Origin of the sequence: Aeromicrobium sp. 9AM (genome assembly GCF_902506105.1) — a bacterium.
GTDB lineage: Bacteria > Actinomycetota > Actinomycetes > Propionibacteriales > Nocardioidaceae > Aeromicrobium.
In genome coordinates this window covers 419899-442269 of the sequence record NZ_LR733304.1, presented here as the reverse complement: position 1 = coordinate 442269, position 22371 = coordinate 419899, and the positions used below count along the sequence as shown (strand labels likewise).

Genomic DNA, 22371 nt, shown 5'->3' with positions numbered 1-22371 from the left:
CCGCAGGAAGGCAAGCGCGCGCTCATGGACTCATCCGACAACGACCCCGTCGCCGTCACAGCCCAGCAACCCCTCGCCGGCATCAAGATCCTCGACCTCACCCGGGTCGTCATGGGCCCGCTGGCGACCCAGGTGCTTGCCGACCAGGGTGCCGACGTGATCATGATCGAGGCACACGACGGGGACACGAACCGCGTCATGGGGCCCGGTCCGCACCCCGAGCTGTCGGGCATCTCCCTCAACCTGCTGCGCAACAAGCGCTCCGTCGCCATCGACCTCAAGTCGGCAGAGGGCCGTACCGCCCTGGAGGCCCTCGTCCGCCGATGCGACGTGGTCGTGTCCACCATGCGGCCGCATGTGCTCACCCGCCTAGGCCTCGACTACGCGTCGATCCGCGCGATACGTGAGGACATCGTCTTCTGCCAGGCGCAGGGCTTCCCGGTCGGCAGCCCCCGCGGCAACGAACCTGCCTACGACGACATCATCCAAGCTGCGACCGGTGTCTCCGACGTGGTCGAGCGCGTCACGGGCGCCCCCGGCCTGATGCCGACGATCTTCGCCGACAAGGTGTGCGGACTCGTCATGGCCCAAGCGATCACCGCCGCGCTGGTGCAGCGGGCTCGCACTGGCGTGGGCCGACATGTCGAGGTGCCGATGAATCAGGCGATGAACGCCTTCATGCTCGTCGAGCATGGCGCAGGTGCCATCAGCGAGCCTCCGGTCGCCATGCCCGGCAAGCCGGCCACGGGCTATGCGCGCGTGTTGTCGCCCGACCGTCGGCCGCATCCCACGAGCAACGGCTGGGTCCATCTCCTGCCCTACCGCCCCGAGCACTACGCATCGCTGTTCACCGAGGCCGGCGTGCCCGATGCCGCCACCGATCCTCGGTACGCCGACCTGCGCGCGACGATCGCCAACTCCGACTCGCTGTACCGCGACGTCCGGCGCATCACCCCGACCCGCACGACCGAGCAGTGGCTCGACTACTGCCGGGAGGCAGGCATCCCGGCGACCGCCGTCGCGTCCCTGCAGGATCTCGTCGACGACCTGCCTGTCGTCCAGCACCCGCATGCCGGGTCGTACCGGATCATCCCGACGATGGCCGTCTTCCACGGCGCCGCCTTGACCACCCCCTCCCCCGCGCCCCTGATCGGGCAGGACACCGCCGCTGTGCTCGGCGAGCTGAGCACCCATCTGACGGAGGCCCCGTGAACCTCGTCCCCACGACCCTCACCGCCGAGGAGCGCGCGCTGCAGGCCGATGTGCGTGCCTACCTCGACGAGCGCCTGGCGCCGGGCACCTACCCCCTGGGGCTTGGCATGGCCGGCGCCGTCGATGCCGACTTCTCGCGCGACCTCGGTTCCCAAGGGTGGATCGGCATGGCCCTGCCTGCCGAGTACGGGGGCGGTGGGCGCACCGCTGTCGAGAGGCAGATCGTCGTGGAGGAGCTGCTCACGCGCGGTGCCCCGGTCGGCTTCCACTGGACGGCAGACCGCCAGTCTGGCCTGAACATCTTCCACAACGGCACCGAGGAGCAGCGTCGCGAGCTGCTGCCAGGCATCTCCCGCGGCGAGCTCTCCTTCGCCATCGGCATGAGCGAACCCGACGCGGGCTCCGACCTGGCGGCGGTCCGGTCGCGCGCCGTCCTGGAAGACGGCACCTGGCGCATCGACGGCACGAAGATCTGGACGTCCAACGCCACCACGGCGACTCACCTGCTGTGCCTCTTTCGCACCTCGGAAGGCCGACATGACGGCCTCACCCAGTTCATCGTTCCTCAAGGAACGCCGGGCATGACGATCGCGCCCATCCCGTTCATCGACGGCACGCGGCACTTCTGCGAGGTCTCCTTCGACGGCGTCCGCCTGCCCGACAGCGCCCGCCTCGGCGCGGTCGGTGCCGGATGGGGCCAGAACACCAGCGAGCTCGCCCTCGAGCGCGGCGGCGTCGACCGGTGGATGTCGATGATGCCGTTGCTCGAGCACTGGGCCCGGTCTGCGGATGTGCGCGACTCGGTGCCGGCCCAGATCGACCTCGGGCGCATCCTCGCCCGCCTCTGGGTCTACCGCGGCATGAGCCTGTCGATCGCCCGACTCGTCGACTCCGGCGTCTTCCCCGTCGTCGAGGCCGCCCTCGTCAAGGAGATGGCCACCCAGTTCGAGCAGGAGTCCCTCAGCCTGGTCCGACGACACTACGGCCGCACACCTGCGCTCACGTCCGACGACCCGTGGGAGGCCCTGCTCGCGCAGGCGATCCTCGTCGGACCGTCGTGGACGCTGCGCGGCGGCACGACCGAGATCCTCCGCACCGTCATCTCGAAGGGACTCATCAAGCGATGACATCCGACCTCACCGCCGCCCTCGGGGACTTCTTCGCCGCCGCGTGGCCGACCGACGCCCCGATCGGCGAGTCGGGCCCCCTCGCGGAGACCCCGTGGCCTCTGTTCGCCGACCTCGGACTGCACCTCGTCGGTGTGCCCGAGGACCGCGAGGGATCCGGCGGGACGTTCGCCGACCTCATGGCGTTGGCCACTCTCGCCGGGCGTCACGCCTCGGACATCCCGGTCGTCGAGGCGACCACCGGTGCCTGGGCCCTTGTCGAGGCGGGCCTGCCCCTCCAGCCCATGGCCAGCATCTCCATCCCCGTCGGTGCCTCGTCGCTGACGATCCACGACGACCAGACGGTCAGTGGCATCCTTGCCGACGTCCCGTGGGGATCGACGGTCGACCTGGTCGTCGCCATAGCCGACGACGGCCGCACCGTCGTGGTGAAGGCGCGTGACGCGACGGTCCGACACGGCGTCGACCTGGCCGGCCAGCCACGCGACACACTCACGTTCTCGCAGGTGGCCGCGGTCGCCATCGGCGCCGGCACCAGCGCCGACCACGTGCGTCGACGAGCGGTCGCCCTGCGGGTCGCGCTCGTCGCAGGCGCACTGCAGGCCATCTCCGCACTGACCCGCCGCTACGTCTCCGAGCGGGTCCAGTTCGGCAAGCCGATCGGAGCGTTCCAGGCCGTGCAGGCTCATGTCGTCCAGATCGAGCAGATGGCTGTCATGTGCACGGCGGTCGCTGATCGGCTGGCGCTCGACGACGACCTGAAAGATGTCGACGTCGCCGCAGCTCAGCTCGTGACTGCTGAGAACGCGCTCGTAGCGGCCAGGGCCGCCCACCAGGCACACGGTGCGATCGGCATGACGCAGGAATACAGGCTGCAGGGTTACACCCGTCGACTGCACACCTGGACCGGCGACTTCGGGGAGCCGATCGACCTGTCGCGACGACTCGGCAACACCGCCGCCCACGAGCCGTCGTTCGCTCGTCTCATCCTCGACCACGACCGACCGGAGCTGCTGCCATGACCATCCCCGCCTTCGACGGCTTGAGAGTCCAGATCGACGGCACGGTCGCTCTCCTTGAGATCGCGCGCCCGCCGGCCAACTACTTCGACCGGCCGCTGATCGCCGCGATTGCCGACACACTCGACGCCCTCGCCGCTGACGGCACGGCACGAGCGGCCGTTCTGGCGTCGGAGGGCAAGCACTTCTGCGCCGGGGCCAACTTCGCCGCGCCCACGGAGGGCGCAGACCGGGCTGTCGACTCACGCCGCCTGTATGCCGAGGGAGCGCGACTGTTCGCCTCACCTCTCCCCGTGGTCGCTGCGGTCCAAGGGGCAGCCGTGGGAGGTGGCCTGGGTCTGGCCTGCACCGCCGACTTCCGCGTGGCTTCCTCGAAGACGCGCTTTTGGGCCAACTTCCCTCGCCTGGGCTTTCACCAGGGCTTCGGCCTGTCGGCGTCGCTGCCGCGCATCATCGGGACGCAGGCCGCGAGCCGCATGCTCGTCGGGGCCGAGCGCGTCGACGGCGCGCGCGCCCACTCGCTCGGCTTGGTCGACCGTCTGGCCGAGCCCGGCGCCGAGCGAGCGGTGGCGCTGGCCTACGCCCGCGAGCTTGCCGATCTCGCGCCGCTCGCTGTTCGCTCGATCCGACAGACGTTGCGCGGCGATCTCGCGGAGCGCGTCATCGCGACGCTCGACCGCGAAGCCACCGAGCAGGCCTGGCTGTGGGAGACGACCGACAGTCGCGAGGGCATCGCTGCCAGCCTCGAACGACGCGAACCGAAGTTCACCGGTCGCTGAGGCCGGCAGGCACGAGGCTGCCGTCCCGATCCCGGGTCAAGGAAAGGCGAGGACGATGAACTCGCCGACCATGGCCGGCTTCTCGACACCGTGCACCTCGATCGTGAGGCCAAGTCGATACTGCATGCCCCCCGATCGCGGGGTCGCGGCCAGGATCGACCCATACATGCGGACACGAGCGCCCTCGGGGACCGGGTTGACGAAGCGCACCTTGTCGATGCCGTAGTTGACGCCGCTGCTGCGGCCGGTCACGTCGAGGATGCCCTGCATCAGCAACGGGACGAGCGAGAGGGTCAGGTAGCCGTGGGCGATCGTGCGGCCGAACGGACCATCGGCGGCCCGATCGGTGTCGACGTGGATCCACTGGTGGTCCCCCGTGGCCTCCGCAAACGCATCGATGCGCGCCTGCTCGATCGGTACCCAGGGACCCGGGCCGAGCGACGCGCCCACAGCGCTCTCGATGTCGGCCAGCACGATCGTGAGGGGCGAATTCGCTATCTCGTGTGTATTTCTTGTCATAATTATGATTATCCTACGTGATGCTGTCCTGGTCCACCATTCGGAAGAACCTCATGGCAGACCTTGACCCGGCCCCTGCCCGGCGGACAGCTCGCCGTGAGCACCGGCGTGACACAACTCGCCTGCAGCGGAGTGGGCCGATCATCATGGCGTCGGACGTTTTGGCACCACCCGCGACCACGGCGAGGTCGCAGCCTTCGCGGCATCGCACGCCGCCCACGTGGCTCACCGGTGAGGCGATCCGCGTCGACGACGACACCTTGGCGTCGCCCGGTCGACTGCGCCGCTCCGCGATGCGCTTCACGAACGCGCCGCGAACCTTCGTCTGAGACCGCTGACTACTCGGGCCAGTGGATGCGGCTGCGAAGCGTCCCCGGCTGGTTCTTGGCGATGAAGCGCCGACCGACGTCGAGATGGTGGTGCATCGCCGCCGCGGCGCCCTCGGCGTCGCCCGCCTCGAGCAGATCGACGATCTTGGTATGCGCCTGCACGACGTCCTCGAGCTCGTCGCGGCCGTAGTGGACGCCGCTCGAGGCACCATCAGCGATGAACTTGACCGCGTCGACGACCATGCTGATGACCCGGCTGTCGCCGGCTTCGGCGACCGCCGAGTGGAATCTCTGGTTCTGCGCCCAGAACTCGACCGGGGCGTCATACGACTGCGTCATGATCTCGATGGAGTCACGCAGGTCGGCGATCTGCTCGGGAGTGATGCGTTGGGCCGCCAGGCGAGCCATCATCGGCTCGAGCGCCAGGCGGGCATCGGACACGTCCTTGAGGGTGAGCTGCTGGAACTGCAGCATCAGTCCGAGATGCTCGGCGAACTCTCCCGAGCTCGGTCGCCGGACAGTGGGGCCGCCGCCGGGACCGGTACGGATCACGACGAGCCCCCAGACCTCCAGCAGTCGCAGCGCCTCGCGCAGCGTGGCGCGGCTCACCTGTAGCTGTTTGAGCATCTCGCTCTCGTGAGGAAGCCGGGCGCCCTCCGCGATCTCTCCTTCGACGATCGAAGAAGCAAGGTGGCGCGCGAGACGCTCGGACGCCTTGGGGGTCCGCTGCCGAAAGGCTGTCATCTGCACGGGCTTCACCCGCATAATTATACGCAGACTTACGTGACGTCCGCGCACGGCGACGAGGCCACGGCCTCGCCCACCGGCCCCTCGACCCAGCCCGCGAGGACTTCTTGGAGGCACGCAGTCAAGGCAAGAGGCTGGTCGAGCATGACGTGGTGGCCGCTGTCGGCGATGGTGACGACCGGCACCCCTCCGAGGCGCGAGCTGAGCTCATCGACCTGGTCAACCGACATCAGGCTCCGCTCGGCCATCACCAGCACCGTGGGACCGAGCCGCCGTCCCCACAGCTCGTCCGGGAAGGAATCGTGCAACGTGACGGCGTGGTCGAAGCGCCACGTCCAGCCGTCGTCGGTCCGTCGCACCGAGCGTTCTGCCACGCGTCGTTCGACGTACCGAAGGCGAGCCGGGTCGACCGGACGTGCCTGGAACCGCGACTCGACCAGATCACGGCTCGCGTGGAACCGGCGCGGAGGCAGCAAGACGCGTCGCGCCGCCAGACCTCCCTCAGCCACCAGCCAGTCGGGCGGATCGATCGCCACCGTCCCGCCCAGTCGTTCGCCGCGCAGCAGAGCCGTCGTCAGGGCGGCGACGCCGCCCATGCTGTGACCGATGACGTCGAACCGGGCGCCTCCGCTCTCGGCGTCGCCGACAGCGACGATCTCGTCCGACCACGTGAAGAAGTCGTAGTGAGATCGCGAGTCGCTCGAGCCGTGTCCCGTCAGGTCGATCGCAGCCACTCGGCGGTCCGAGGCCAGCAGCGGCGCGACGTGATCCCACCATCCCCCATGCGCCGCACCGCCGTGGACGAGCACCACCGTCGGCGCGCTCTCGGGGCCCCAGACGCGGTACTCGACACGGGCGCCTTTGACCTGCACGTCGCGAGTCGCGCCGGCGTCAGCCAGTGCGTCGACGAACCATGCCGGCCCGGAAGCGGTCTCAGCCGGCGAGGACGACATCGGCGATCGCCGCACGCAGCTCGACGTGCGTCCCGCCCAAGATCTCGAGGGACTTGGCGCGCTTGAAGTGGAAGTGCGCAGGATGCTCCCAGGTGAAGCCGATGCCGCCGTGCAGCTGGATCATGTCGGCGGCCGTCCGGAAGTACGACTTCGTGGCGTAGACCTTGACGACCGACGCAAGCAAGTCGATGTCTTCGCTGCCGTCGACCAGCACCGAGCCGGCGTGGCGCAGACCGGCGCGCGCGCCGGCGAGCCGCACCTGCATGTCGGCGCAGCGGTGCTTGACGGCTTGAAACGAGCCGATCGGCTTGCCGAACTGGTGGCGCACCTTGGCGTACTCGACGGTGTCGCGGGTCGCACGATCCGCGCCGCCGACCGCCTCGGCCGCGAGCGCCAGTGCCACGAGGGGTTTGATCGCCGCGAGGATCTCCCCGGCCTGGCCGTTCCGGCCGATCAGTCGCGCCGGTGCCTCGTTCAGGACGAGGGTGGCCATGCGACGTGTCGGGTCGAGCGTCTCAGACGCTGTGCGCTCGACGCCCGTGCCGGCGAGGAGGAACAACGAGCGTCCCGCCGGCGTGGTGGCCTCGACGATCACGTGGTCGGCGTCGGCGCCGTCGATGACTCGGCGCGCCTCGCCGCTCACGACCCAACCGTCCCCCGTGGACGTCGCCTCCGGGACGAGAGCGGCGTAGCGGTCACGGCCGACGTCGATGGTCGCCAAAGCGGCGGTCTTGTCCCCGCTGGCGATGCCCGGCAGCAGCTCCGCAGCCATCGCCTCGTCGCCGCTCAGCACGATCGCATTGGCGACAAGCACCACGGTGCTCAGATACGGGCCGCCGTAAATCGCCCGCCCGAGCTCTTCTGCCACGAGCAGTGCCTCGGCCGGCGCCCCACCCGAGCCGCCGTACTGCTCGGGGATGCTCAAGCCGGCCACACCGAGGTCGGCCGCGAGACGGCGCCAGGTGTCGCGGTCGGGCGAGGGAGCATCCAGGTCGGCTCGGACCTGGGCGTCGCCCCAGGTCACGTCGAGGAAGGCCCGCAGACTGCGCTGGTACGAGAGCTGGTCGTCGTCGAGCAAGGGATCCATGGGGGCTGCCTTCTGTGCGGTCGTCATCACTTGGGGAGGCCGAGCAGCTTCTCACCGATGATCGTCTTCTGGATCTCGGAGGTGCCGGCGTAGATGGTTCCAGAGCGCGAGTTCAGGGCCGTGGTGATCCACGAGGCGCTGGTGTTGGGCGCGCCGACGTCGTCGGTCTGGAACAGCGTGGTGTTGGTCGGTCGACGCCCCTCGGCCACCAGACTCTCGCGCTCGAGCACGTCGAGCGCCAACTCGGTGGCCTTCTCGTGGTACTCGCTCCAGAAGAGCTTGCTGATCGCGGCGTCCGGTCCGGGCGCGTGACCGGCCAAGAAGCGAGCCAGCGAGTCGCGACCCAGGAACCGCATGACCTCGTTGTCGATGTAGATGTCAGCCAGCGCGTCACGCATGACGGGCTCCGCGGCCGCACCGTTCTCGCGAGCCAGATCCAAGAGCCGATCGAGTTCCGCACGGAACATGATCGGCAGCGTGGCCGCAGACTCCCCCCGCTCGAAGCCGAGCAAGGTCATGGCTACCGGCCAGCCCTTGTCGACCTCCCCGACCACGTTCTCCTTGGGGCACCGCGCGTCGGTGAAGTAGACCTCATTGAACTCGCTCTCCCCCGCGATGTTCTTGATCGGTCGAACGTCGACACCGTCCTGCTCGATCGGTACCAGCAGCATCGTGATGCCGCGATGCGCAGGAGCCTCGGAGTTGGTGCGGACGAGCACGAAGATCCAGTCGGCGAGGTGGCCACCGGAGGTCCAGATCTTCTGGCCGTTGATGACCCATTCGTCACCGTCAAGCACCGCGCGGGTGGACAGCGAGGCGAGGTCGGAGCCAGAGTCTGGCTCGGAGTAGCCCTGGCACCAGACATCCTGACCAGACAAGATGCGCGGCAGGAAGTGCTTCTTCTGCTCCTCCGTGCCCCAGTGGAGCAGGGTGTTGCCAATCATGACGATGCTGAAGATGTCGTTCATGATCCCAGTGGGTACGCCCACGCGAGCGAACTCCTCGGCAAGCAGGACCCGTTCGGCGTCAGTGAGACCAGCGCCGCCGTATTCCACGGGCCACGAGGCCGCCAAGAACCCATGCTCGGCGAGCGATGCCCGCCAACGTTGAGCAAACTCCCTTGCCTCAGCATGGTCGAGTTTGCCTACCCCGGCCCAGTCGTCTGGCAGCTCACTGTCCAGGAACGCCCTGACGCGCGCGCGGAAATCTCCGACGTCCGTCGATGGACCGGCCACTGTATTCATGCAAACTATGATACTAGATAGCCGAGATTCTGCAACCCCGTCGGACGGTGTCGAGCCACGTCACTACGACGACGATGAGGACTGCCACGTGATTTCGTTGATGACGCCCTGGAACGCCCCACCAGCCGAAAACCCGCCGTCCACCGCGATCTCAGCGCCGTTGATGTACGAGGACGCGTCAGAGCACAAAAAGGTCACCAGCTCGGCGACCTCGTTGGACTGTCCCACACGCTTGAGAGGCGTGACGGCAGCGAACGACGAGCGCACCAGCGGGGTCACGTCGCTGATGAGCGGCGTCTCGATGATGCCGGGATGGATCGAGTTGGTACGGATGCCGAATGGTCCTAGCTCGAGCGCCGCGACCTTCGACAGACCGCGCAGCCCCCACTTGCTGGCTGAGTAGGCAGCAGATGAGTAGGCGGTCAGCCCTGCGATGGACGAGACATTGACGATCGACCCATTGCCCCGCTCACGCATACCGATCGCGACGGCGCGGATGCCGAGCATGCACCCGGTCAGGTTGACGGCCAGGACTCGATCCCAGCCCTCCCGGTCGGTGTCGAGGATGCCGACGCGCTCACTGATGCCGGCGTTGTTGACCAACGCATCGGCGCCGCCCAGCTCAGTGGCGATCGCCGTCGCGCGCTTCCAGTCGTCGTCGTTCGTGACATCGAGTTCGACCGCGACCGCTCGGCCGCCTTCCTGCTCGATCTCACGCGCGACTGCCCGAGCCTCGTCGACCAACACGTCACCGACAACGACGCTGCCGCCGGCGGCCGCGATGAGCCGAGCCTCTGCGGCTCCCATGCCTCGGGCTCCGCCCGAGATGATGACTGTCCTGCCGTCTAGTGAACCCATGGAGCCTCTGTTCTGATCTTGTTCGCTGTGCGGTCGATGTCGCTCTGGTCGGCCGGCGAGCGGACGCCGGCTAACCGTTGCGAGAGGCTGGCCAGTCGGACGTCGCTGATGCCCACGGGGGCCAGTGGTCGTCAGCCGTCGGTACGGTCGTTTCGAGGTTTTCGAAGCAATCCTGGCACTTGACGACCATGCGTGGGCCGAGGAAGTTGGCCACCGGGTAGCGGGCCACATCACTCGAGCCGCAGGCGGGACACGTCTGGCCCGTCCTGACCCGCTCGACGCTGACTGTGGCTTTTTGCGGCGGCCCGAAGAGCAAGCGATCAACACCCATGAGGGCTCCTTTCGTAGGTTGAATCGGGTCCGGGCGCGGTGCCCGGGCGCGATCGGATCACAGGATCCAGTCGGTGGGCGAGGCAGAGGGGACCGTCCATCTGCCAGCTTCACGCTCGGCGGCCAGATGCCGGCGACGTTCGCGAGACTCGACATCCCGAACCTCGCCGTCCTCGAAGACCACTCCGAACGCCTCGGCCGCGTAGCCGGCCGAGTACAGGCCATCGCGGACATCGTTGGCTATGGCCTCCAGATCGCGCTCAAGAGGATCACCCCACCCGCCGCCGCCGCCGATGACAACTCGCAGAGCGTCACCTGCCTTGACGACGACGCCAGCGAGCTTGCCGGTGGAGTTCGTAGCGCCGCCCTCGACCGATCCGCGGTCAGCGCTGGGCACACCATTTTCGTCGAACGCTCCATATAGAGGTTCAAGGCCGTGCAGCATACGAGGGTTCATGTGCTTGGACCAGTCGAACTGCGGGATGTACCAGGCATATGACGACATTCCGCGGCCACCGCCTACGACACCATCTGCGCCGTGGCGGACCCGGTCTGAGGTAATGGTGACCAAGGTGTCGGACATCGCGACCATCGTGTAGATGCCGCCGAATCCGCCGCGGTGCTTGCCCGCCCCGGCTGAGTCCGGCATGACTTCCATCTGACCGACCACGGTCGGCGACTCGGCTTCGGCATGCTCGTGCACCGAGGTGCGGCAGTTTCCGATCGGGGCGATGCAATAGGTGAGGCCGTCACCCTTCCAGGTACCACCCCAGCCTCCGCCAGGTCCGGCAAAAGACCCCCACTGGTTGCCTTCGCGACCTGGCCGCATGTCGATGCCGCCCATGACGATCGTCGCGCAGGTTCCTGAGTCAGCCGCGATGGATTTGGAGACCAGCGCTCCAGAGATTGCCTTGACGACCATGTTGATCGATCGGGACCCCACGTCCATGTGGTTGGAGCAGCTCGATGGCGGTAGCACGCAGACTGCGCTACCTGGCGGCAGGATCGTCTCGATCGGCCGCAAGGTACCGCTGTTGACCGGCGGCTCGGGGTCGACGAGCATCTTGACCGCCTCGATGCACCTGGTGGCCTCGACCCACGCCGTCCCGACGTTACCGCGGGGCTGACGTCCGGTGCCTGAGAAATCGATCTCCATCGAATCGCCGCGCACCTTGACGGTGACGACCATTGGCAGTGGCTCGGAATCGACGCCGTCATCATCGAGAAAATCCTCAATGCGGTAGTCGCCGTCCGGGATTTGCCGGATACCCGCACGCATGCTCGCCTCGGTGACATCGATGGCATGCTGCGCCGCGGAGAAGACAGTGTCGGTTCCGTAGCGGGCAAGGAGGTCGCGCAAGCGCCCCTCGCCGACGACGAGACATCCGTAGAGGGCGCGAATGTCACCAAGCAGCATCGACGGGACACGCGTGTTCTCGAGCAAGTAGTTGAACGCCGGACGCACCGGCACATCGTCGGCGTAGAGGAGAGTCGGCGGAAACTTGAGCTGCTCCTCGAACGCGGTCTCGACACCGTTGGAGAACCCGCCGGGGATCGGCCCACCAAGATCGACAACGTGCGACGTGGAGTGCAGGACCGCGCGGACCTCGCCGTCGATGTGGATTGGTCGAAGCAGATTGACGTCCGACTGATGGATCGCGCCGCGCCACGGGTCATTGACGAAGATGACGTCGCCGGGCTCGGTGCGGTCGAGGTCCCACTCGTCCATCGTGAAGTTGGCTATGTGCTGCGACGTGAACGCGTGCTGCATGCAGCCCTCGAAGCAGGCGACCATCTCCCAGCCGTGCTCAGTCTTCAAGTGCACGGCGGTGGTGCAGTCGAGGATGTCGCGCACCACGGGCGAGAAAGCGCTCCGCATCAAGGAGAGATTCATCTCGCGTGCGATCTCGATCAATCCGTACCGGATCGTGTCGTACAGGCCGGCGGGTGCTGCTGACGACGTTGTCTCGGGTGCGATGGTCATCGCGAACCCCTCTCTTCGTTGCGACTGACGACGAGACAACCGTCATCTCGTAGCCCGCCGGACCAACCCGGCTGGATGAACGTGGTGGCGAATCGCTCGACGACAAGCGCCGGGCCCTCGATCTTGGCGTCGGACGTGAGCCGCTCGCGCTGGTGAACTTCGGCCTCGAGCGGCCCATGACCCGTCGGGATGACGGTGGCGGTCCGAACGAACGACGTACCGTGGTCGTCCGACACCTGCCGTGTCACCTCTGCGGAGCGTTTGATGACACCCGTGACCTCGAGGCTCGTGCACATGACCGGCAGCTCGCGTGCCGAGAATCCGTAGGTCTGCTGGTAGAAGGTGTGAAACCTTTCAACCATGTCGGCGATCGTGTCGGCGGTGAGCGGACCCTCATCCAACCGCAGCCGGTTGTCCCATGTCTGTCCCACGTACATGCCGAAGAAGGCCCGCTCGAACTGCAAGGCGCTGACGTCGAGACCTTCTGCCACGAGGTCGCCCCGGATGCCGTCCTCCATTGCCGCGAAAGACTGCTCGAGCTTGGTGGCGCCGGGCCCGGTAAGGACCGACATGGGTGCCGTTGCGGTCGTGACTCGTAGGTCGCTGCCGAGCAGGCCGAGCGCCGAGAACTGGCCAGGACTGTATGGCACCACAATGGTGTCGACGCCCAGGATCTCGGCCACTTGGTTGGCCAGCATGGGGCCAGCCGCGCCGAACGGCAGCAGGGCAAAGTCGCGCAGGTCCATCCCCCGGTAGACCGAAACCGACCGGATCTTGGCTGCCATGTCCTCGCAGGCGACCGCGTAGGCGGCCGAGGCCAACCCGATGGCGTCGAGGCCGAGGCCATCGCCAGCCGTCGAGAGTGCCTTGTGCGCCAGGGCTGTGTCGAGTGTCATCGATCCGCCCGCAAACAGGTCGGGCTGCAAGATGCCGAGCGCCACGCAGGCATCGGTCAACGTCGGCTCCGAACCGCCGCGGCCGTAGCACGCGGGGCCCGGCGTCGAGCCGGCTGACGCGGGGCCGACGCGCAATGCACCCAAGGAGTCCATGGAGATGATGCTGCCTGCGCCAGATCCGACGCTTCCGACGTCGACCAGCGGCATCGTCATGGTCAGCCCCTGCTCCAGAGTCCAGAGGTCGGTTAGGGGGGTAGCGGCCGACACGACGCTTGCGACATCGGTGCTGGTTCCGCCAACGTCCATCGTCAGCAAGTTTGCCGGGCCGCCGGATTGGGCGAGGCGGACCGCGCCCGCGACGCCACCGACCGGTCCGGAGACGAGTTGGAACACTGGCGCCTTGGCAGCATGTTCGACGGTTGCAACACCACCGTTCATGGTCATGATCCACAACAGACCGTCAAAGCCAGCGTCAGCCAACACACCGCGGAGTCGCTGCAGATAGTGCGTGACAGCAGGGCCGACGTACGCATCGAGAGCCACGGTCGTGGTGCGTTCGTGTTCCTTCGTCACCGAATACAGCGACGAAGTCTGCACATAGGCCTCCGGAAGCACCTCCCGGACGATCTCGGCAGCGCGCTGCTCGTGGACGGGGTTGTTATAGGCGTTGACGAAGCAAATTCCGACGCTCTCGACGCCGTCGACCTTGAGCTGCTCCGCCGCCTCGCGGACAGCACGCGAGTCGAGGGCACGTACGACGTCGCCGTCAGACGACATTCGTTCGGGCACACCGATTCGCAGATGTCTCGGCACAATGGGCCGCGCCTGGTGGGGGCGCACCCATGTGGGGTCGTAGAACTGCGGACCGAACTCACGGTTCATCCGCCCGATGTCGAGCAGGTCGCGGTGGCCGTCGGTGGCGAGTAGCGCCGTCTTGGCACCAACGCGGCTCAGCACAGCGTTGATGCCGACCGTATGGCCGTGTACGAGCTCACCGATCTGCCCAGGTGCGATACCGATTTGTCGTATCGCCTCGAGCACCCCAATTTCCTGCTCGGGGGTCGTGAGCACCTTCCCGTCACGCACCTCACCTGCGACGAGGTCGAGCGCGACGATGTCAGTGAATGTCCCACCGACATCGATTCCGACAACCCATGGGCGATCCTGCGAGACGTTCTCCACGCTCGATCCTTTCGCTGCGGTTTGAGTGCCCGTGACCACCAATGCGATCCACGTCACACATCGATCATGGTCGCCACCGTAATCTCTGTCAATAAATATCAGGATTATATTTTGGGGCACACAAGCGCTCGCATCGCATCGTGGCGCGACGCATGTCCCGATCGGGTGCTCGAGCGTCTGAGTGCGGTCGACCTGCTCGACCGCGATTCACCCCGCGCAACCGCGCGGGGTGCCTCGTACGCGGCTAGCTGGCAGACCTGTGAAAACCAGATCGATTCGTCCGATCGGCTTCGGCTGCTGCCGCGCATCTTTGCCACAGCACCTCGTCACCGGCACCGGCTGGGTCAGGGTGACCCCTCACGAGCCGCGAGGGTCGAGAAGGTGACCGCCAGCACGAGACCGGTGCCGGTGACGAGGTTCTGCACCCAGCTCTCGACGCCGTTGAGGCTCAGGCCAGAAAGGGCGAAAGCCAGCAGATACACCGCGACCAACGTACCGAGGACGTTGAATCGTCCGGGCTTGATGGTGGTGGCGCCGAGGAAAACAGCCACCAGGGCCGGCAAGGTCAGCGGGATGCCGCCGCCTGAGGCGGAGGCGCTGCCGATCGCTCCGAGGTACAGCACACCGGCGATGGCCGACACCAATGCCGACACGACGAACGCCAGCAGCGTCAAGCGGCGCACGTCCAGCCCGACGAGGTGCGCCGCGGTGGCGTTGGAACCGATGGAGTGGAGGTAGCGACCGAGCGGGGTGTGTTGCAGCAGGTAGTAGAACACGACCGCGAAGCCGGCCACGAAGTAGACCAGCGACGGCACCCCGAACCAGTTGCGGCTGCCAACCTTCGCCAGGCTGCCGGTCGTCGCGATCAAGATCGACCGGCCGCCTGCGTACCACTCGACCAGCCCGCTGACGGCGATGCCGACTCCGAGCGTCGCGATCAGGGAGTTGACTCCGACGTATGCGACAAGGAGCCCATTGACCAGCCCGATGACCAGCCCGATACCAAGTGCGAGCACGATGCCGAGGGCGAGCGAAAGGTGGTGGTCGGTGATCGCCCCGGCGACCGTGATCGCGCTGATGCCGGCGACGGACCCGACGGTCAGGTCGAACTGGCCGCACACCAGGGGCAGGATGCTGGCCAGCGCCAGGATCGCGGGAATGGCCTGGCTGCGCAGGACCTGTTGCACGTTGTCGCTGCTGCGGAAGGTCGCCGGGTAGTTCCACACGCTGGCGAACGCCACGAAGACGACCACGAACAAGATGACCAGGCCGTAGCGCTCGACAAGTGACCGGGCCACGTGCTGGCGCCGCGCCGCGGTGACGGGGGCGTTCTCGGAGGTGGCTGCGACAGCAGCGTCGGTGGTGGTCATGGGCGTTCTCTCTCCTCATGGGGGTGGGCGCTGCCGAACGAGGCCTCGACGATGCGGTGCGCAGTGACGGCGGGTGCGGTGAGCTCCGCCGAGAGCTTGCCTCGCGAAATGACCAGGACGCGGTCGGCCATCTTGGCGAGTTCTTCAGGATCACTGCTGACCACGATCGCGCTGGCTCCGGCATCGACTGCAGTGCGCACCAACCGGTAGATCTCGGCGCGTGCTCCGGCGTCAACGCCTTGGGTGGGTTCGTCGAGAAGGATCAGGCCCGGTGTCAGCCGCAGCCAACGTGCGAGGATCACCTTCTGCTGATTGCCTCCCGACAATGTGTGAAACGGCTGGGCGTCCGACGCGACTCGCACCAGGAACTCCGCGATCGAGCCGCGGGCCTCGCGAGCCTCCAATCGGTGGTCCAGTCTTCCGCGCCGCCAGTAGCGACTCACCCTCGACGCCGAGAGGTTCTCGCGCGTCGTCAAACCGGGGAGAGCCGCTTCTCGGGAGCGGTCTTCTGGGACCATCACGATCCCGCGGCGGATCGCCGCACGAATGCCCCCGGCAGCCAACGGTTCGCCATCGAGTCGGATCTCTCCGGCTGCCGGTTGTCGGACGCCGAACAGCGTACTGAGCAGGGTGGTCCGCCCTGATCCGAGCAAGCCGCCGATGCCGAGGATCTCGCCACGGCGCACGTCGAAGGAAAGATCCTGGATGCGACCGGAGCATAGGCCACGCACCTCGAGAAGGGGCTCGGCATCGACGATGGGGCGGGAAGGCGGGAACGCTTCCGCGACACTCCGTCCGACGATCAGCTCCACCAGGTCCTCCTCGGTCAGACCCGCGGCCTGCCGCGTCGTGACGTGAGCGCCGTCGCGCAGGACGGTCACGGTGTCGGCCATCCGGGTGACCTCGTCGAGACGATGCGTGACATAGACGATCGCCTGGCCCGCAGCGGCCCACCGCTGAAGCGTCGCGATCAACTGGTCGGCCTCGGCGCTCGGCAGAGACGCGGTGGGCTCGTCAAGGATCAGCACGCCGCCGGTGTCCTGTTCCTGGTCCTGGAGCACACGCGCGATGGCGAGCATCGCACGAGCCCCTGGTCCGAGAGCGGCAACTGGTGTCTTGGGATCGATGTCGAGGCCGAATCGGTCGAGAACGGCCCGCGTGTGACGGTGCACGCGACGTTCACGGATCGGAGCGACCAGCCCGGCGTCGTACCCGGCGGCGCGGCCGATCGCCAGGTTGTCTGCGACGGAGAGATGCCCGAAGACCGCGGGATCCTGGTGCACGACGTGGATCCCGGTCTCGCGTGCGAAAGCCGGAGATGTGTGGTGGCCGGCCACGGTGCGACCGCCCGCCTCGACCTGGCTGCCGTGGTCAGCCGACTCCACGCCCGCGATGATCTTGACGAGCGTCGACTTGCCGGAGCCATTGGCACCGAGCAATGCGTGGATGCTGCCCTTGCGGACCTGCAGGCTGACGCCGTCCAAGGCTTTGGTGACCCCGAACGTCTTGGAGACGTTGGTCAGGTTGAGCGCGAGAGCCTGCTCGCGCTCAACCTGACCAACCTCATGGAAGGTGCTTGTCAACTGACGCCCCATGCCTTGCGGTAGGCGCTCTGGTAGTCCGGCAGCTCGCTGAACGTCGAGCCCTTCTTGCCAGTGGCGTTTTCCTTCGTGACGATCGTGAACCCGACGCCGCTGGACACCACCGGCTTGTCGATCAGGACGCTGTTCAGCGTGTCGACCGCCGCCCAGCCAGTCCAATCAGGGGAGGCGATGTTGACGAACGAGGCGACGCCAGCGCGAACCATGTCGAGCTCGGGTGCCTGGCCCTCCGCGCCCTGGACGAACATCTTCCCCGCCTTGCCGGTCGACTGCAGCGACGGGTAGACGGCTGCCATCCCGGCCGCGAAGTACGGCGTGGTGATCGCCGTGGCAGTGGGGTTCTTGGTCAGCAGGGACGAGATCTGCTGCGCCGCCTTGCCGGTGACCAAGTCAGCAGCCTTGATGTCGAGCGTCTCGACGACCTTGGTGGACGGGTCATCGGCCAGACCAGCCTCGAGCCCTTCAGCAATGTAGTCGAGGATTCTGAACTCGCCGTCGGTCACGTGCAAGATCTTCTGCTTGCCCCCGGACAGGGCCAGCATCGCCGTCGCTTGAGCGCGACCGAACGCAACGAACTGCTCAGCGCCGGTGCGGTCGTCCACGTAAAGCATCTCTCCGTCGAACTGCTTCTCTCCCTTGTACTTGGGGTCGTTGCAGTCGAACGCGTAGGCACTGATGATCTTGATGCCCTTCTTCTTCGCCGCATCCAACGCCGTGGAGATCAGCGGGCAGTCGACGCCGACGTCGATGATGCCGTCGTAGCCGGCCGCGACGATCTGGTTGACCAAGCCGGAGTACTTCGTGGGATCGCTGGCACCGTCGAAGACGTCACAGGTCCACCCCGCTACCTTGCAGGCCGCTTTGGCACCGTCGATGGGCCCTTGAGCGGAAAGATTGTTCTGCCCAGCCGACAGAAGGGCCACCCGCGCTCCCTTCTTGATCGGCCGCGAGTCACCAGAGGGCAAGACGCTGGTGCCCTTCTGCAGGGCCGGCAGTGCGGCCTTCGCAGCCTCGACACCAGACGTGGCCGCGGCAGCCTTCGTCGGCTCGTCGCCTGTGCCCTTGTCGCCTGCGCAACCTGCGATGAACATCGTCGCTGCGAGCGCGATGCACGCGAGGGGGAGTCGGTGATTCATGAAGTACCTCCGGATTGGCGGCGACAGTGGAGATCGCCGTGCCTTCAATGAGTTGCGGTGAGAATGCGATCCACATCACACGCCTCGATAATGCTCGCAACCCGAATCTCTGTCAATAAATATAAGGATTATGTTCGATGTCATGAGGTCTTCCATCAACGACGCAAGCTCGACCGCAAGGGCGATTACGTCGTTGGCGCCCCGCGATACTCGACGCACTGCCGAGGGGTCCTTGCAGAGATGCCGTCCTCCCACCTCGCGGTGGGGCGCATCGCCTGGGCCGCGAGCCTCAGCCGATCAGGTTTCGTCTCCGAAGAGGCGGCGCTCGCGGTCGCGCTGACCAAGGCGTGCGAGGACTTGGAGCGCCAGCACACGCTGTACGACCCGTCCAGCTCGTGACATGTTGCTCCGCCGAGGCGTCGCCCGTCACGGCGGCTCGTCTAGCCGTCCGACGTACGACACCCGCCGGTCCTCAACCTGCGGCGGAGTCCCGGAGGTGTGCGCTCCAGTCCATCAAACCCGAATTTTCCCTGAGCCTCCGACAGGATTCGAACCCGCGACATCCTCATTACAAGTGAGGCGCTCTACCAACTGAGCTACAGAGGCGTACGGGCCGAAGCCCGGGATCCATCGTAGTGGGTGGGCGCGGGGCCTCAGGTCTGGCCGTCGCGGCAGCGCTTGAGGTACTCGTCGTCGACCCGCTCCGGCGCGGAGAGTTTCGGCATCTCGAGCTTGCTGCCCTTGCCGACCCGGAGGAACGTCGCCAGGTCGGCGAGGCCCTCCTCGCGATCGCTGTCCGGCACCAGCGCATCGTCGAGCGCGAGGGCACAGTCACTGGCGCCGAACTCCTGCCACCCGCCGCCGACGCCGAAGTCGTCCTTCGTGTCCTTGTACGCGCTCAGGCCGTGCACGCGCAGCACACCGATGACCCGGGTGGCCCCGTTCTTGAACCGCACCTCGTACGCCGCGCGCGTCTGCAGCTCCAGCAGGACGTACGGCCTGTCGGCGTCGTCCTTGTCGACCGTCACCTTCCACGCCGTCGTGATCATGGGCGTGCCCACGACCGTGACGTCGTCGCCGAACACGTTGGCGACGCGGAGATGAGGCGAGACGACTCCCTTGCCCTGCTTGGTGAAGGTGTCCGCAGCCTTGGCCGGCAGCGCCTTCGTGATCGCAGCCAGCGGGTCGTTGCTGTGCCAGACCGAGTCGTCGACCGCCGCGACCTTGGCCCACGTGGTCAGCACCTTCGCCATACGGGCGTACGTCGCGTCGTCGAATCCGTCGGGCGTTGCCGGCGGCTTGGCCACAACGAGCTTGCCCTGGGCCTTGGGCCAGTCGAGGCGCAGCGCCGCGAGCGTGACCGAACGATCGTCACCAGTCGCCGTGGCGGTGGGCTTGGGGTCGTCCGAGCCGCTGGTGCACCCCGAGACCAGGATCGCGACCGCCAACAGGAGTGGTGTGAGCCTGCGCATCGGTCCAGTATCCGTGATCGATTCCTGCACCGACGGTGCGACATACTGTCGGCGTGCCACAACCGTCCAGCTCGTATGCCCGACTGCTCGCCGCGACCCAGACACTGGACACCCCGTTCGCGGTGATCGACGAGCCGTCCCTGTGGGCCAACGCCGACGATCTCGTGCGCCGCGCCAACGGCGTGCCGATCCGGGTCGCCAGCAAGTCCGTGCGAGTGCGCTCGATCCTCGAGGGCACCCTCGCGCGGGACGGGTTCGCGGGCGTCATGTCCTACTCCCTCGCCGAGTCCAACTGGCTAGTCGACAACGGCATCGACGACATCCTGCTGGCCTACCCGACGACGAGCCACCGTGCGCTCGACTACCTCGTCGCCGACGAACGCCGTCGCGCGCAGATCACCGTGATGGTCGACAGCACCGAGTCGCTGGACCACATCGACAGCCTGCTGGGCACCGGTCACCCGTCGATCCGGGTCTGCATCGACGTCGATGCGTCGCTCAAGTTCGGGCCCGCACACCTGGGCGTACGCCGCTCCCCTGTGCACACCGCCGAGGACGCCGGCACGCTGGCCGCGGCCATCGCCAGCCGTCAGGGATTCGATCTCGTCGGGCTGATGTTCTACGACGCGCAGATCGCGGGGCTGCCCGACTCGTCACCGGCCGTACGCCTGATCAAGAAGCGCTCCGCCGCCGAGCTGCTGGACCGACGGTCCAAGGTCGTCGACGCAGTGTCCGGGCACGCGAAGCTCGAGATCGTGAACGCCGGCGGCACCGGCAGCCTCGAGGTCACCGGCGCCGACCCGGCGATCACCGAGCTCACCGCCGGATCGGGCCTGTTCGCGCCGACCCTGTTCGACGGCTACGACGCGTTCGACGCACGACCGGCGGCCTACTTCGTGCTCTCCGTCGTACGCAAGCCCGCACCTGACATCGCGACGTTGTTCGCCGGCGGCTATATCGCATCCGGGCCGACCAACAAGAACCGGCAACCCACCCCGACCTGGCCCGAGGGGCTCAAGCCGATCGGCACTGAAGGCGCCGGCGAGGTGCAAACACCTGTCAAGGGTCAGGTAGCGAAGTCTTTGTCTATCGGCGACCGAGTGGTGATGCGCTACGCCAAGGCCGGCGAGATGTGCGAGCGGTTCGACGAGATCGCCCTCGTCTCTGGCGACGGCACGACCCGGCGCGTCCCGACGTATCGCGGAGAGGGCAAGAACTTCGGATGACGACCGCGAACACGTGGACCAACTGGAGCCGCAGCGTCGAGACCCATCCCGTACGCATCGAGCATCCCGCGTCGACTGCTGACGTCCAGCGGATCGTCCGTGCGGCCGCAGCGGCAGGCCTCAAGGTCAAGGCAGTCGGCGCCAGCCACTCGTTCACCCCGATCGCCGCGACCGACGGTGTGCTGCTGCGGCTCGACCGCATGAGCCGCATCCTCGCGCACGACTCGGCGACCGGGCGCGTGCGCGTGCAGGCCGGCATCTCGCTGCACGACCTCAACCCCAAGCTCAAGGCGCTCGGGCTCGCGCTGCCCAACCTCGGCGACGTCGACCCGCAATCCGTCGCCGGCGCGGTGTCGACCGGCACGCACGGCACCGGCGGCAAGCTGTTCGGCATCTCGGCCGCAGTCGTCGGCGTGCAGATCGTCACGGCTGACGGTGAGGTGCTCGAGATCGACGAGAGCCACACGTGGTTCGGCGCCGCCCGGGTGACGCTCGGCGCACTCGGCATCGTGACTGAGGTGACGCTGCAGTGCGTACCCGCGTTCCTGCTGCACGCCCGTGAGGAGCCGATGGCGCTGCCGGACGTGCTCGACCAGGTCGACGCGCTCGTCGACGACAACGACCACTTCGAGTTCTACTGGTTCCCGCACACCGACAAGGCCCTCACCAAGCGCAACAACCGCGTCCCCGAGGGCACCGAGCGCCAGCCGGTCGGCCGGTTCCGGCACTGGCTCGACGACGAGTTCCTGAGCAACACGGTGTTCGAGGGACTCAACCGCGTCGTCGCCCGCCAGCGCTCGTGGATCCCGCGCCTCAACTCCGTCGCCGCGTCGGTGCTCAGCGCCCGGGAGTACGTCGACGACTCCTTCAACGTGTTCGTGTCCTCGCGCACCGTACGGTTTCGCGAGTCCGAGTTCGCGATGCCGCGCGAGGCGCTGCCGTCGGTGCTGGCCGAGCTCAAGGCGTGGTTCGGCGCCGGCCACGAGAACATCTCGTTCCCCATCGAGGTACGTTTCACCGCCGCCGACGACGTGTGGATGTCGACGGGCCACGAGCGCGACAACTGCTACGTCGCGGTGCACCAGTACTGGCGCAGCGACTACCAGGCCTACTTCGCCGCCGCCCGGGACATCTTCACGGCGCACGAGGGCCGGCCGCACTGGGGCAAGATCCACACCCTCGACGCCTCGTACTTCGCCGACCGCTACGCCCGCTTCGGCGACTTCGTCGGCGTACGCGACGAGCTCGACCCCGCCCGTACGTTCAGCAACGACTACCTCGACCGAATACTGGGCTGACT

19 protein-coding genes and 1 tRNA gene are annotated in these 22371 nt (G+C 67.2%); 7 read left to right on the top strand and 13 right to left on the bottom strand.

What is annotated here, in order from left to right; all coding sequences use genetic code 11:
• Window positions 1-24: 24 nt before the first annotated feature.
• The 4 genes from BOSE46_RS08215 to BOSE46_RS08200 are packed head-to-tail and all read left to right on the top strand — an operon-like array spanning window position 25 to window position 4137.
• Window positions 25-1212 (top strand): CaiB/BaiF CoA-transferase family protein, encoded by a 1188-nt coding sequence (locus BOSE46_RS08215; protein ID WP_159539777.1) that lies wholly within the window; start codon window positions 25-27, stop codon window positions 1210-1212.
• Window positions 1209-2339 carry an acyl-CoA dehydrogenase family protein gene (locus BOSE46_RS08210; protein ID WP_159539776.1) on the top strand — a complete coding sequence of 377 codons (1131 nt, stop codon included), beginning with the start codon at window positions 1209-1211 and terminating at the stop codon, window positions 2337-2339. Before BOSE46_RS08215 ends, BOSE46_RS08210 begins: the two co-directional genes overlap by 4 nt.
• Window positions 2336-3361, top strand: coding sequence for an acyl-CoA dehydrogenase (locus BOSE46_RS08205; protein WP_159539775.1), 1026 nt, complete (start codon window positions 2336-2338; stop codon window positions 3359-3361). Before BOSE46_RS08210 ends, BOSE46_RS08205 begins: the two co-directional genes overlap by 4 nt.
• Window positions 3358-4137 (top strand): enoyl-CoA hydratase/isomerase family protein, encoded by a 780-nt coding sequence (locus tag BOSE46_RS08200; RefSeq protein ID WP_159539774.1) that lies wholly within the window; start codon window positions 3358-3360, stop codon window positions 4135-4137. Before BOSE46_RS08205 ends, BOSE46_RS08200 begins: the two co-directional genes overlap by 4 nt.
• 36 nt (window positions 4138-4173) lie before the next feature.
• Here BOSE46_RS08200 and BOSE46_RS08195 read toward each other — a convergent pair whose 3' ends face one another.
• The 11 genes from BOSE46_RS08195 to BOSE46_RS21445 form a co-directional block, all read right to left on the bottom strand.
• A complete protein-coding gene (locus BOSE46_RS08195; protein ID WP_159539773.1) occupies window positions 4174-4656 on the bottom strand; it encodes a MaoC family dehydratase in 483 nt (160 codons plus the stop codon).
• A gap of 338 nt (window positions 4657-4994) precedes the next feature.
• Complete coding sequence (locus BOSE46_RS08190; protein WP_236551837.1) at window positions 4995-5729, bottom strand: FadR/GntR family transcriptional regulator; 735 nt, start codon at window positions 5727-5729, stop codon at window positions 4995-4997.
• Between the two features lie 35 nt (window positions 5730-5764).
• A complete protein-coding gene (locus BOSE46_RS08185; RefSeq protein ID WP_159539771.1) occupies window positions 5765-6685 on the bottom strand; it encodes an alpha/beta fold hydrolase in 921 nt (306 codons plus the stop codon).
• Entirely contained in the window at window positions 6666-7772 is a 1107-nt protein-coding gene (locus BOSE46_RS08180; protein ID WP_159539770.1) for an acyl-CoA dehydrogenase family protein, read from the bottom strand. Before BOSE46_RS08180 ends, BOSE46_RS08185 begins: the two co-directional genes overlap by 20 nt.
• Window positions 7773-7798: 26 nt before the next feature.
• A complete protein-coding gene (locus tag BOSE46_RS08175; RefSeq protein ID WP_159539769.1) occupies window positions 7799-9016 on the bottom strand; it encodes an acyl-CoA dehydrogenase family protein in 1218 nt (405 codons plus the stop codon).
• 63 nt (window positions 9017-9079) lie between these two features.
• On the bottom strand, window positions 9080-9874 hold the full coding sequence (locus BOSE46_RS08170) for an SDR family NAD(P)-dependent oxidoreductase (protein WP_159539768.1): 795 nt from the start codon (window positions 9872-9874) through the stop codon (window positions 9080-9082).
• A gap of 388 nt (window positions 9875-10262) precedes the next feature.
• Complete coding sequence (locus BOSE46_RS08165; protein ID WP_159539767.1) at window positions 10263-12188, bottom strand: hydantoinase B/oxoprolinase family protein; 1926 nt, start codon at window positions 12186-12188, stop codon at window positions 10263-10265.
• A complete protein-coding gene (locus BOSE46_RS08160; RefSeq protein WP_159539766.1) occupies window positions 12185-14266 on the bottom strand; it encodes a hydantoinase/oxoprolinase family protein in 2082 nt (693 codons plus the stop codon). The genes BOSE46_RS08165 and BOSE46_RS08160 overlap by 4 nt, the downstream gene beginning before the upstream one ends.
• 344 nt (window positions 14267-14610) lie before the next feature.
• Window positions 14611-15636 carry an ABC transporter permease gene (locus tag BOSE46_RS08155; RefSeq protein ID WP_159539765.1) on the bottom strand — a complete coding sequence of 342 codons (1026 nt, stop codon included), beginning with the start codon at window positions 15634-15636 and terminating at the stop codon, window positions 14611-14613.
• Window positions 15633-17231, bottom strand: coding sequence for a sugar ABC transporter ATP-binding protein (locus BOSE46_RS08150; RefSeq protein WP_236551836.1), 1599 nt, complete (start codon window positions 17229-17231; stop codon window positions 15633-15635). Before BOSE46_RS08150 ends, BOSE46_RS08155 begins: the two co-directional genes overlap by 4 nt.
• Window positions 17216-18373, bottom strand: coding sequence for a substrate-binding domain-containing protein (locus BOSE46_RS21445; RefSeq protein WP_159539763.1), 1158 nt, complete (start codon window positions 18371-18373; stop codon window positions 17216-17218). Before BOSE46_RS21445 ends, BOSE46_RS08150 begins: the two co-directional genes overlap by 16 nt.
• Before the next feature lie 240 nt (window positions 18374-18613).
• Here BOSE46_RS21445 and BOSE46_RS08145 point away from each other — a divergent pair, with 240 nt between their 5' ends.
• The gene (locus BOSE46_RS08145) at window positions 18614-18772 is read left to right on the top strand and encodes a hypothetical protein (RefSeq protein WP_159539762.1); all 159 of its coding nucleotides are present in this window, start codon (window positions 18614-18616) and stop codon (window positions 18770-18772) included.
• 134 nt (window positions 18773-18906) lie between these two features.
• On the opposite strand, the gene BOSE46_RS08140 is transcribed toward BOSE46_RS08145, so the two are convergent.
• Together BOSE46_RS08140 and BOSE46_RS08135 are read right to left on the bottom strand one after the other, a co-directional pair.
• A tRNA-Thr gene (locus tag BOSE46_RS08140) sits at window positions 18907-18979 on the bottom strand.
• A 47-nt stretch (window positions 18980-19026) separates the two neighbouring features.
• Entirely contained in the window at window positions 19027-19845 is an 819-nt protein-coding gene (locus BOSE46_RS08135; RefSeq protein WP_159539761.1) for a hypothetical protein, read from the bottom strand.
• A 53-nt stretch (window positions 19846-19898) separates the two neighbouring features.
• On the opposite strand from BOSE46_RS08135, the gene BOSE46_RS08130 reads away from it, so the two are divergent.
• Window positions 19899-21071: an amino acid deaminase/aldolase gene (locus BOSE46_RS08130; protein WP_159539760.1), complete on the top strand. Its 1173-nt coding sequence runs from the start codon at window positions 19899-19901 to the stop codon at window positions 21069-21071.
• A complete protein-coding gene (locus tag BOSE46_RS08125; RefSeq protein ID WP_159539759.1) occupies window positions 21068-22369 on the top strand; it encodes a D-arabinono-1,4-lactone oxidase in 1302 nt (433 codons plus the stop codon). The genes BOSE46_RS08130 and BOSE46_RS08125 overlap by 4 nt, the downstream gene beginning before the upstream one ends.
• Window positions 22370-22371: the final 2 nt, after the last annotated feature.

Coding starts and splice junctions, on each gene's coding strand:
- BOSE46_RS08190 (WP_236551837.1), bottom strand. CDS start 5,729: ATGACAGCCTTTCGGCAGCGGACCCCCAAGGCGTCCGAGCGTCTCGCG.
- BOSE46_RS08155 (WP_159539765.1), bottom strand. CDS start 15,636: ATGACCACCACCGACGCTGCTGTCGCAGCCACCTCCGAGAACGCCCCC.
- BOSE46_RS08180 (WP_159539770.1), bottom strand. CDS start 7,772: ATGGATCCCTTGCTCGACGACGACCAGCTCTCGTACCAGCGCAGTCTG.
- BOSE46_RS08200 (WP_159539774.1), top strand. CDS start 3,358: ATGACCATCCCCGCCTTCGACGGCTTGAGAGTCCAGATCGACGGCACG.
- BOSE46_RS08195 (WP_159539773.1), bottom strand. CDS start 4,656: ATGACAAGAAATACACACGAGATAGCGAATTCGCCCCTCACGATCGTG.
- BOSE46_RS08205 (WP_159539775.1), top strand. CDS start 2,336: ATGACATCCGACCTCACCGCCGCCCTCGGGGACTTCTTCGCCGCCGCG.
- BOSE46_RS21445 (WP_159539763.1), bottom strand. CDS start 18,373: ATGAATCACCGACTCCCCCTCGCGTGCATCGCGCTCGCAGCGACGATG.
- BOSE46_RS08185 (WP_159539771.1), bottom strand. CDS start 6,685: ATGTCGTCCTCGCCGGCTGAGACCGCTTCCGGGCCGGCATGGTTCGTC.
- BOSE46_RS08125 (WP_159539759.1), top strand. CDS start 21,068: ATGACGACCGCGAACACGTGGACCAACTGGAGCCGCAGCGTCGAGACC.
- BOSE46_RS08150 (WP_236551836.1), bottom strand. CDS start 17,231: ATGGGGCGTCAGTTGACAAGCACCTTCCATGAGGTTGGTCAGGTTGAG.
- BOSE46_RS08170 (WP_159539768.1), bottom strand. CDS start 9,874: ATGGGTTCACTAGACGGCAGGACAGTCATCATCTCGGGCGGAGCCCGA.
- BOSE46_RS08145 (WP_159539762.1), top strand. CDS start 18,614: ATGCCGTCCTCCCACCTCGCGGTGGGGCGCATCGCCTGGGCCGCGAGC.
- BOSE46_RS08165 (WP_159539767.1), bottom strand. CDS start 12,188: ATGACCATCGCACCCGAGACAACGTCGTCAGCAGCACCCGCCGGCCTG.
- BOSE46_RS08215 (WP_159539777.1), top strand. CDS start 25: ATGGACTCATCCGACAACGACCCCGTCGCCGTCACAGCCCAGCAACCC.
- BOSE46_RS08175 (WP_159539769.1), bottom strand. CDS start 9,016: ATGAATACAGTGGCCGGTCCATCGACGGACGTCGGAGATTTCCGCGCG.
- BOSE46_RS08135 (WP_159539761.1), bottom strand. CDS start 19,845: ATGCGCAGGCTCACACCACTCCTGTTGGCGGTCGCGATCCTGGTCTCG.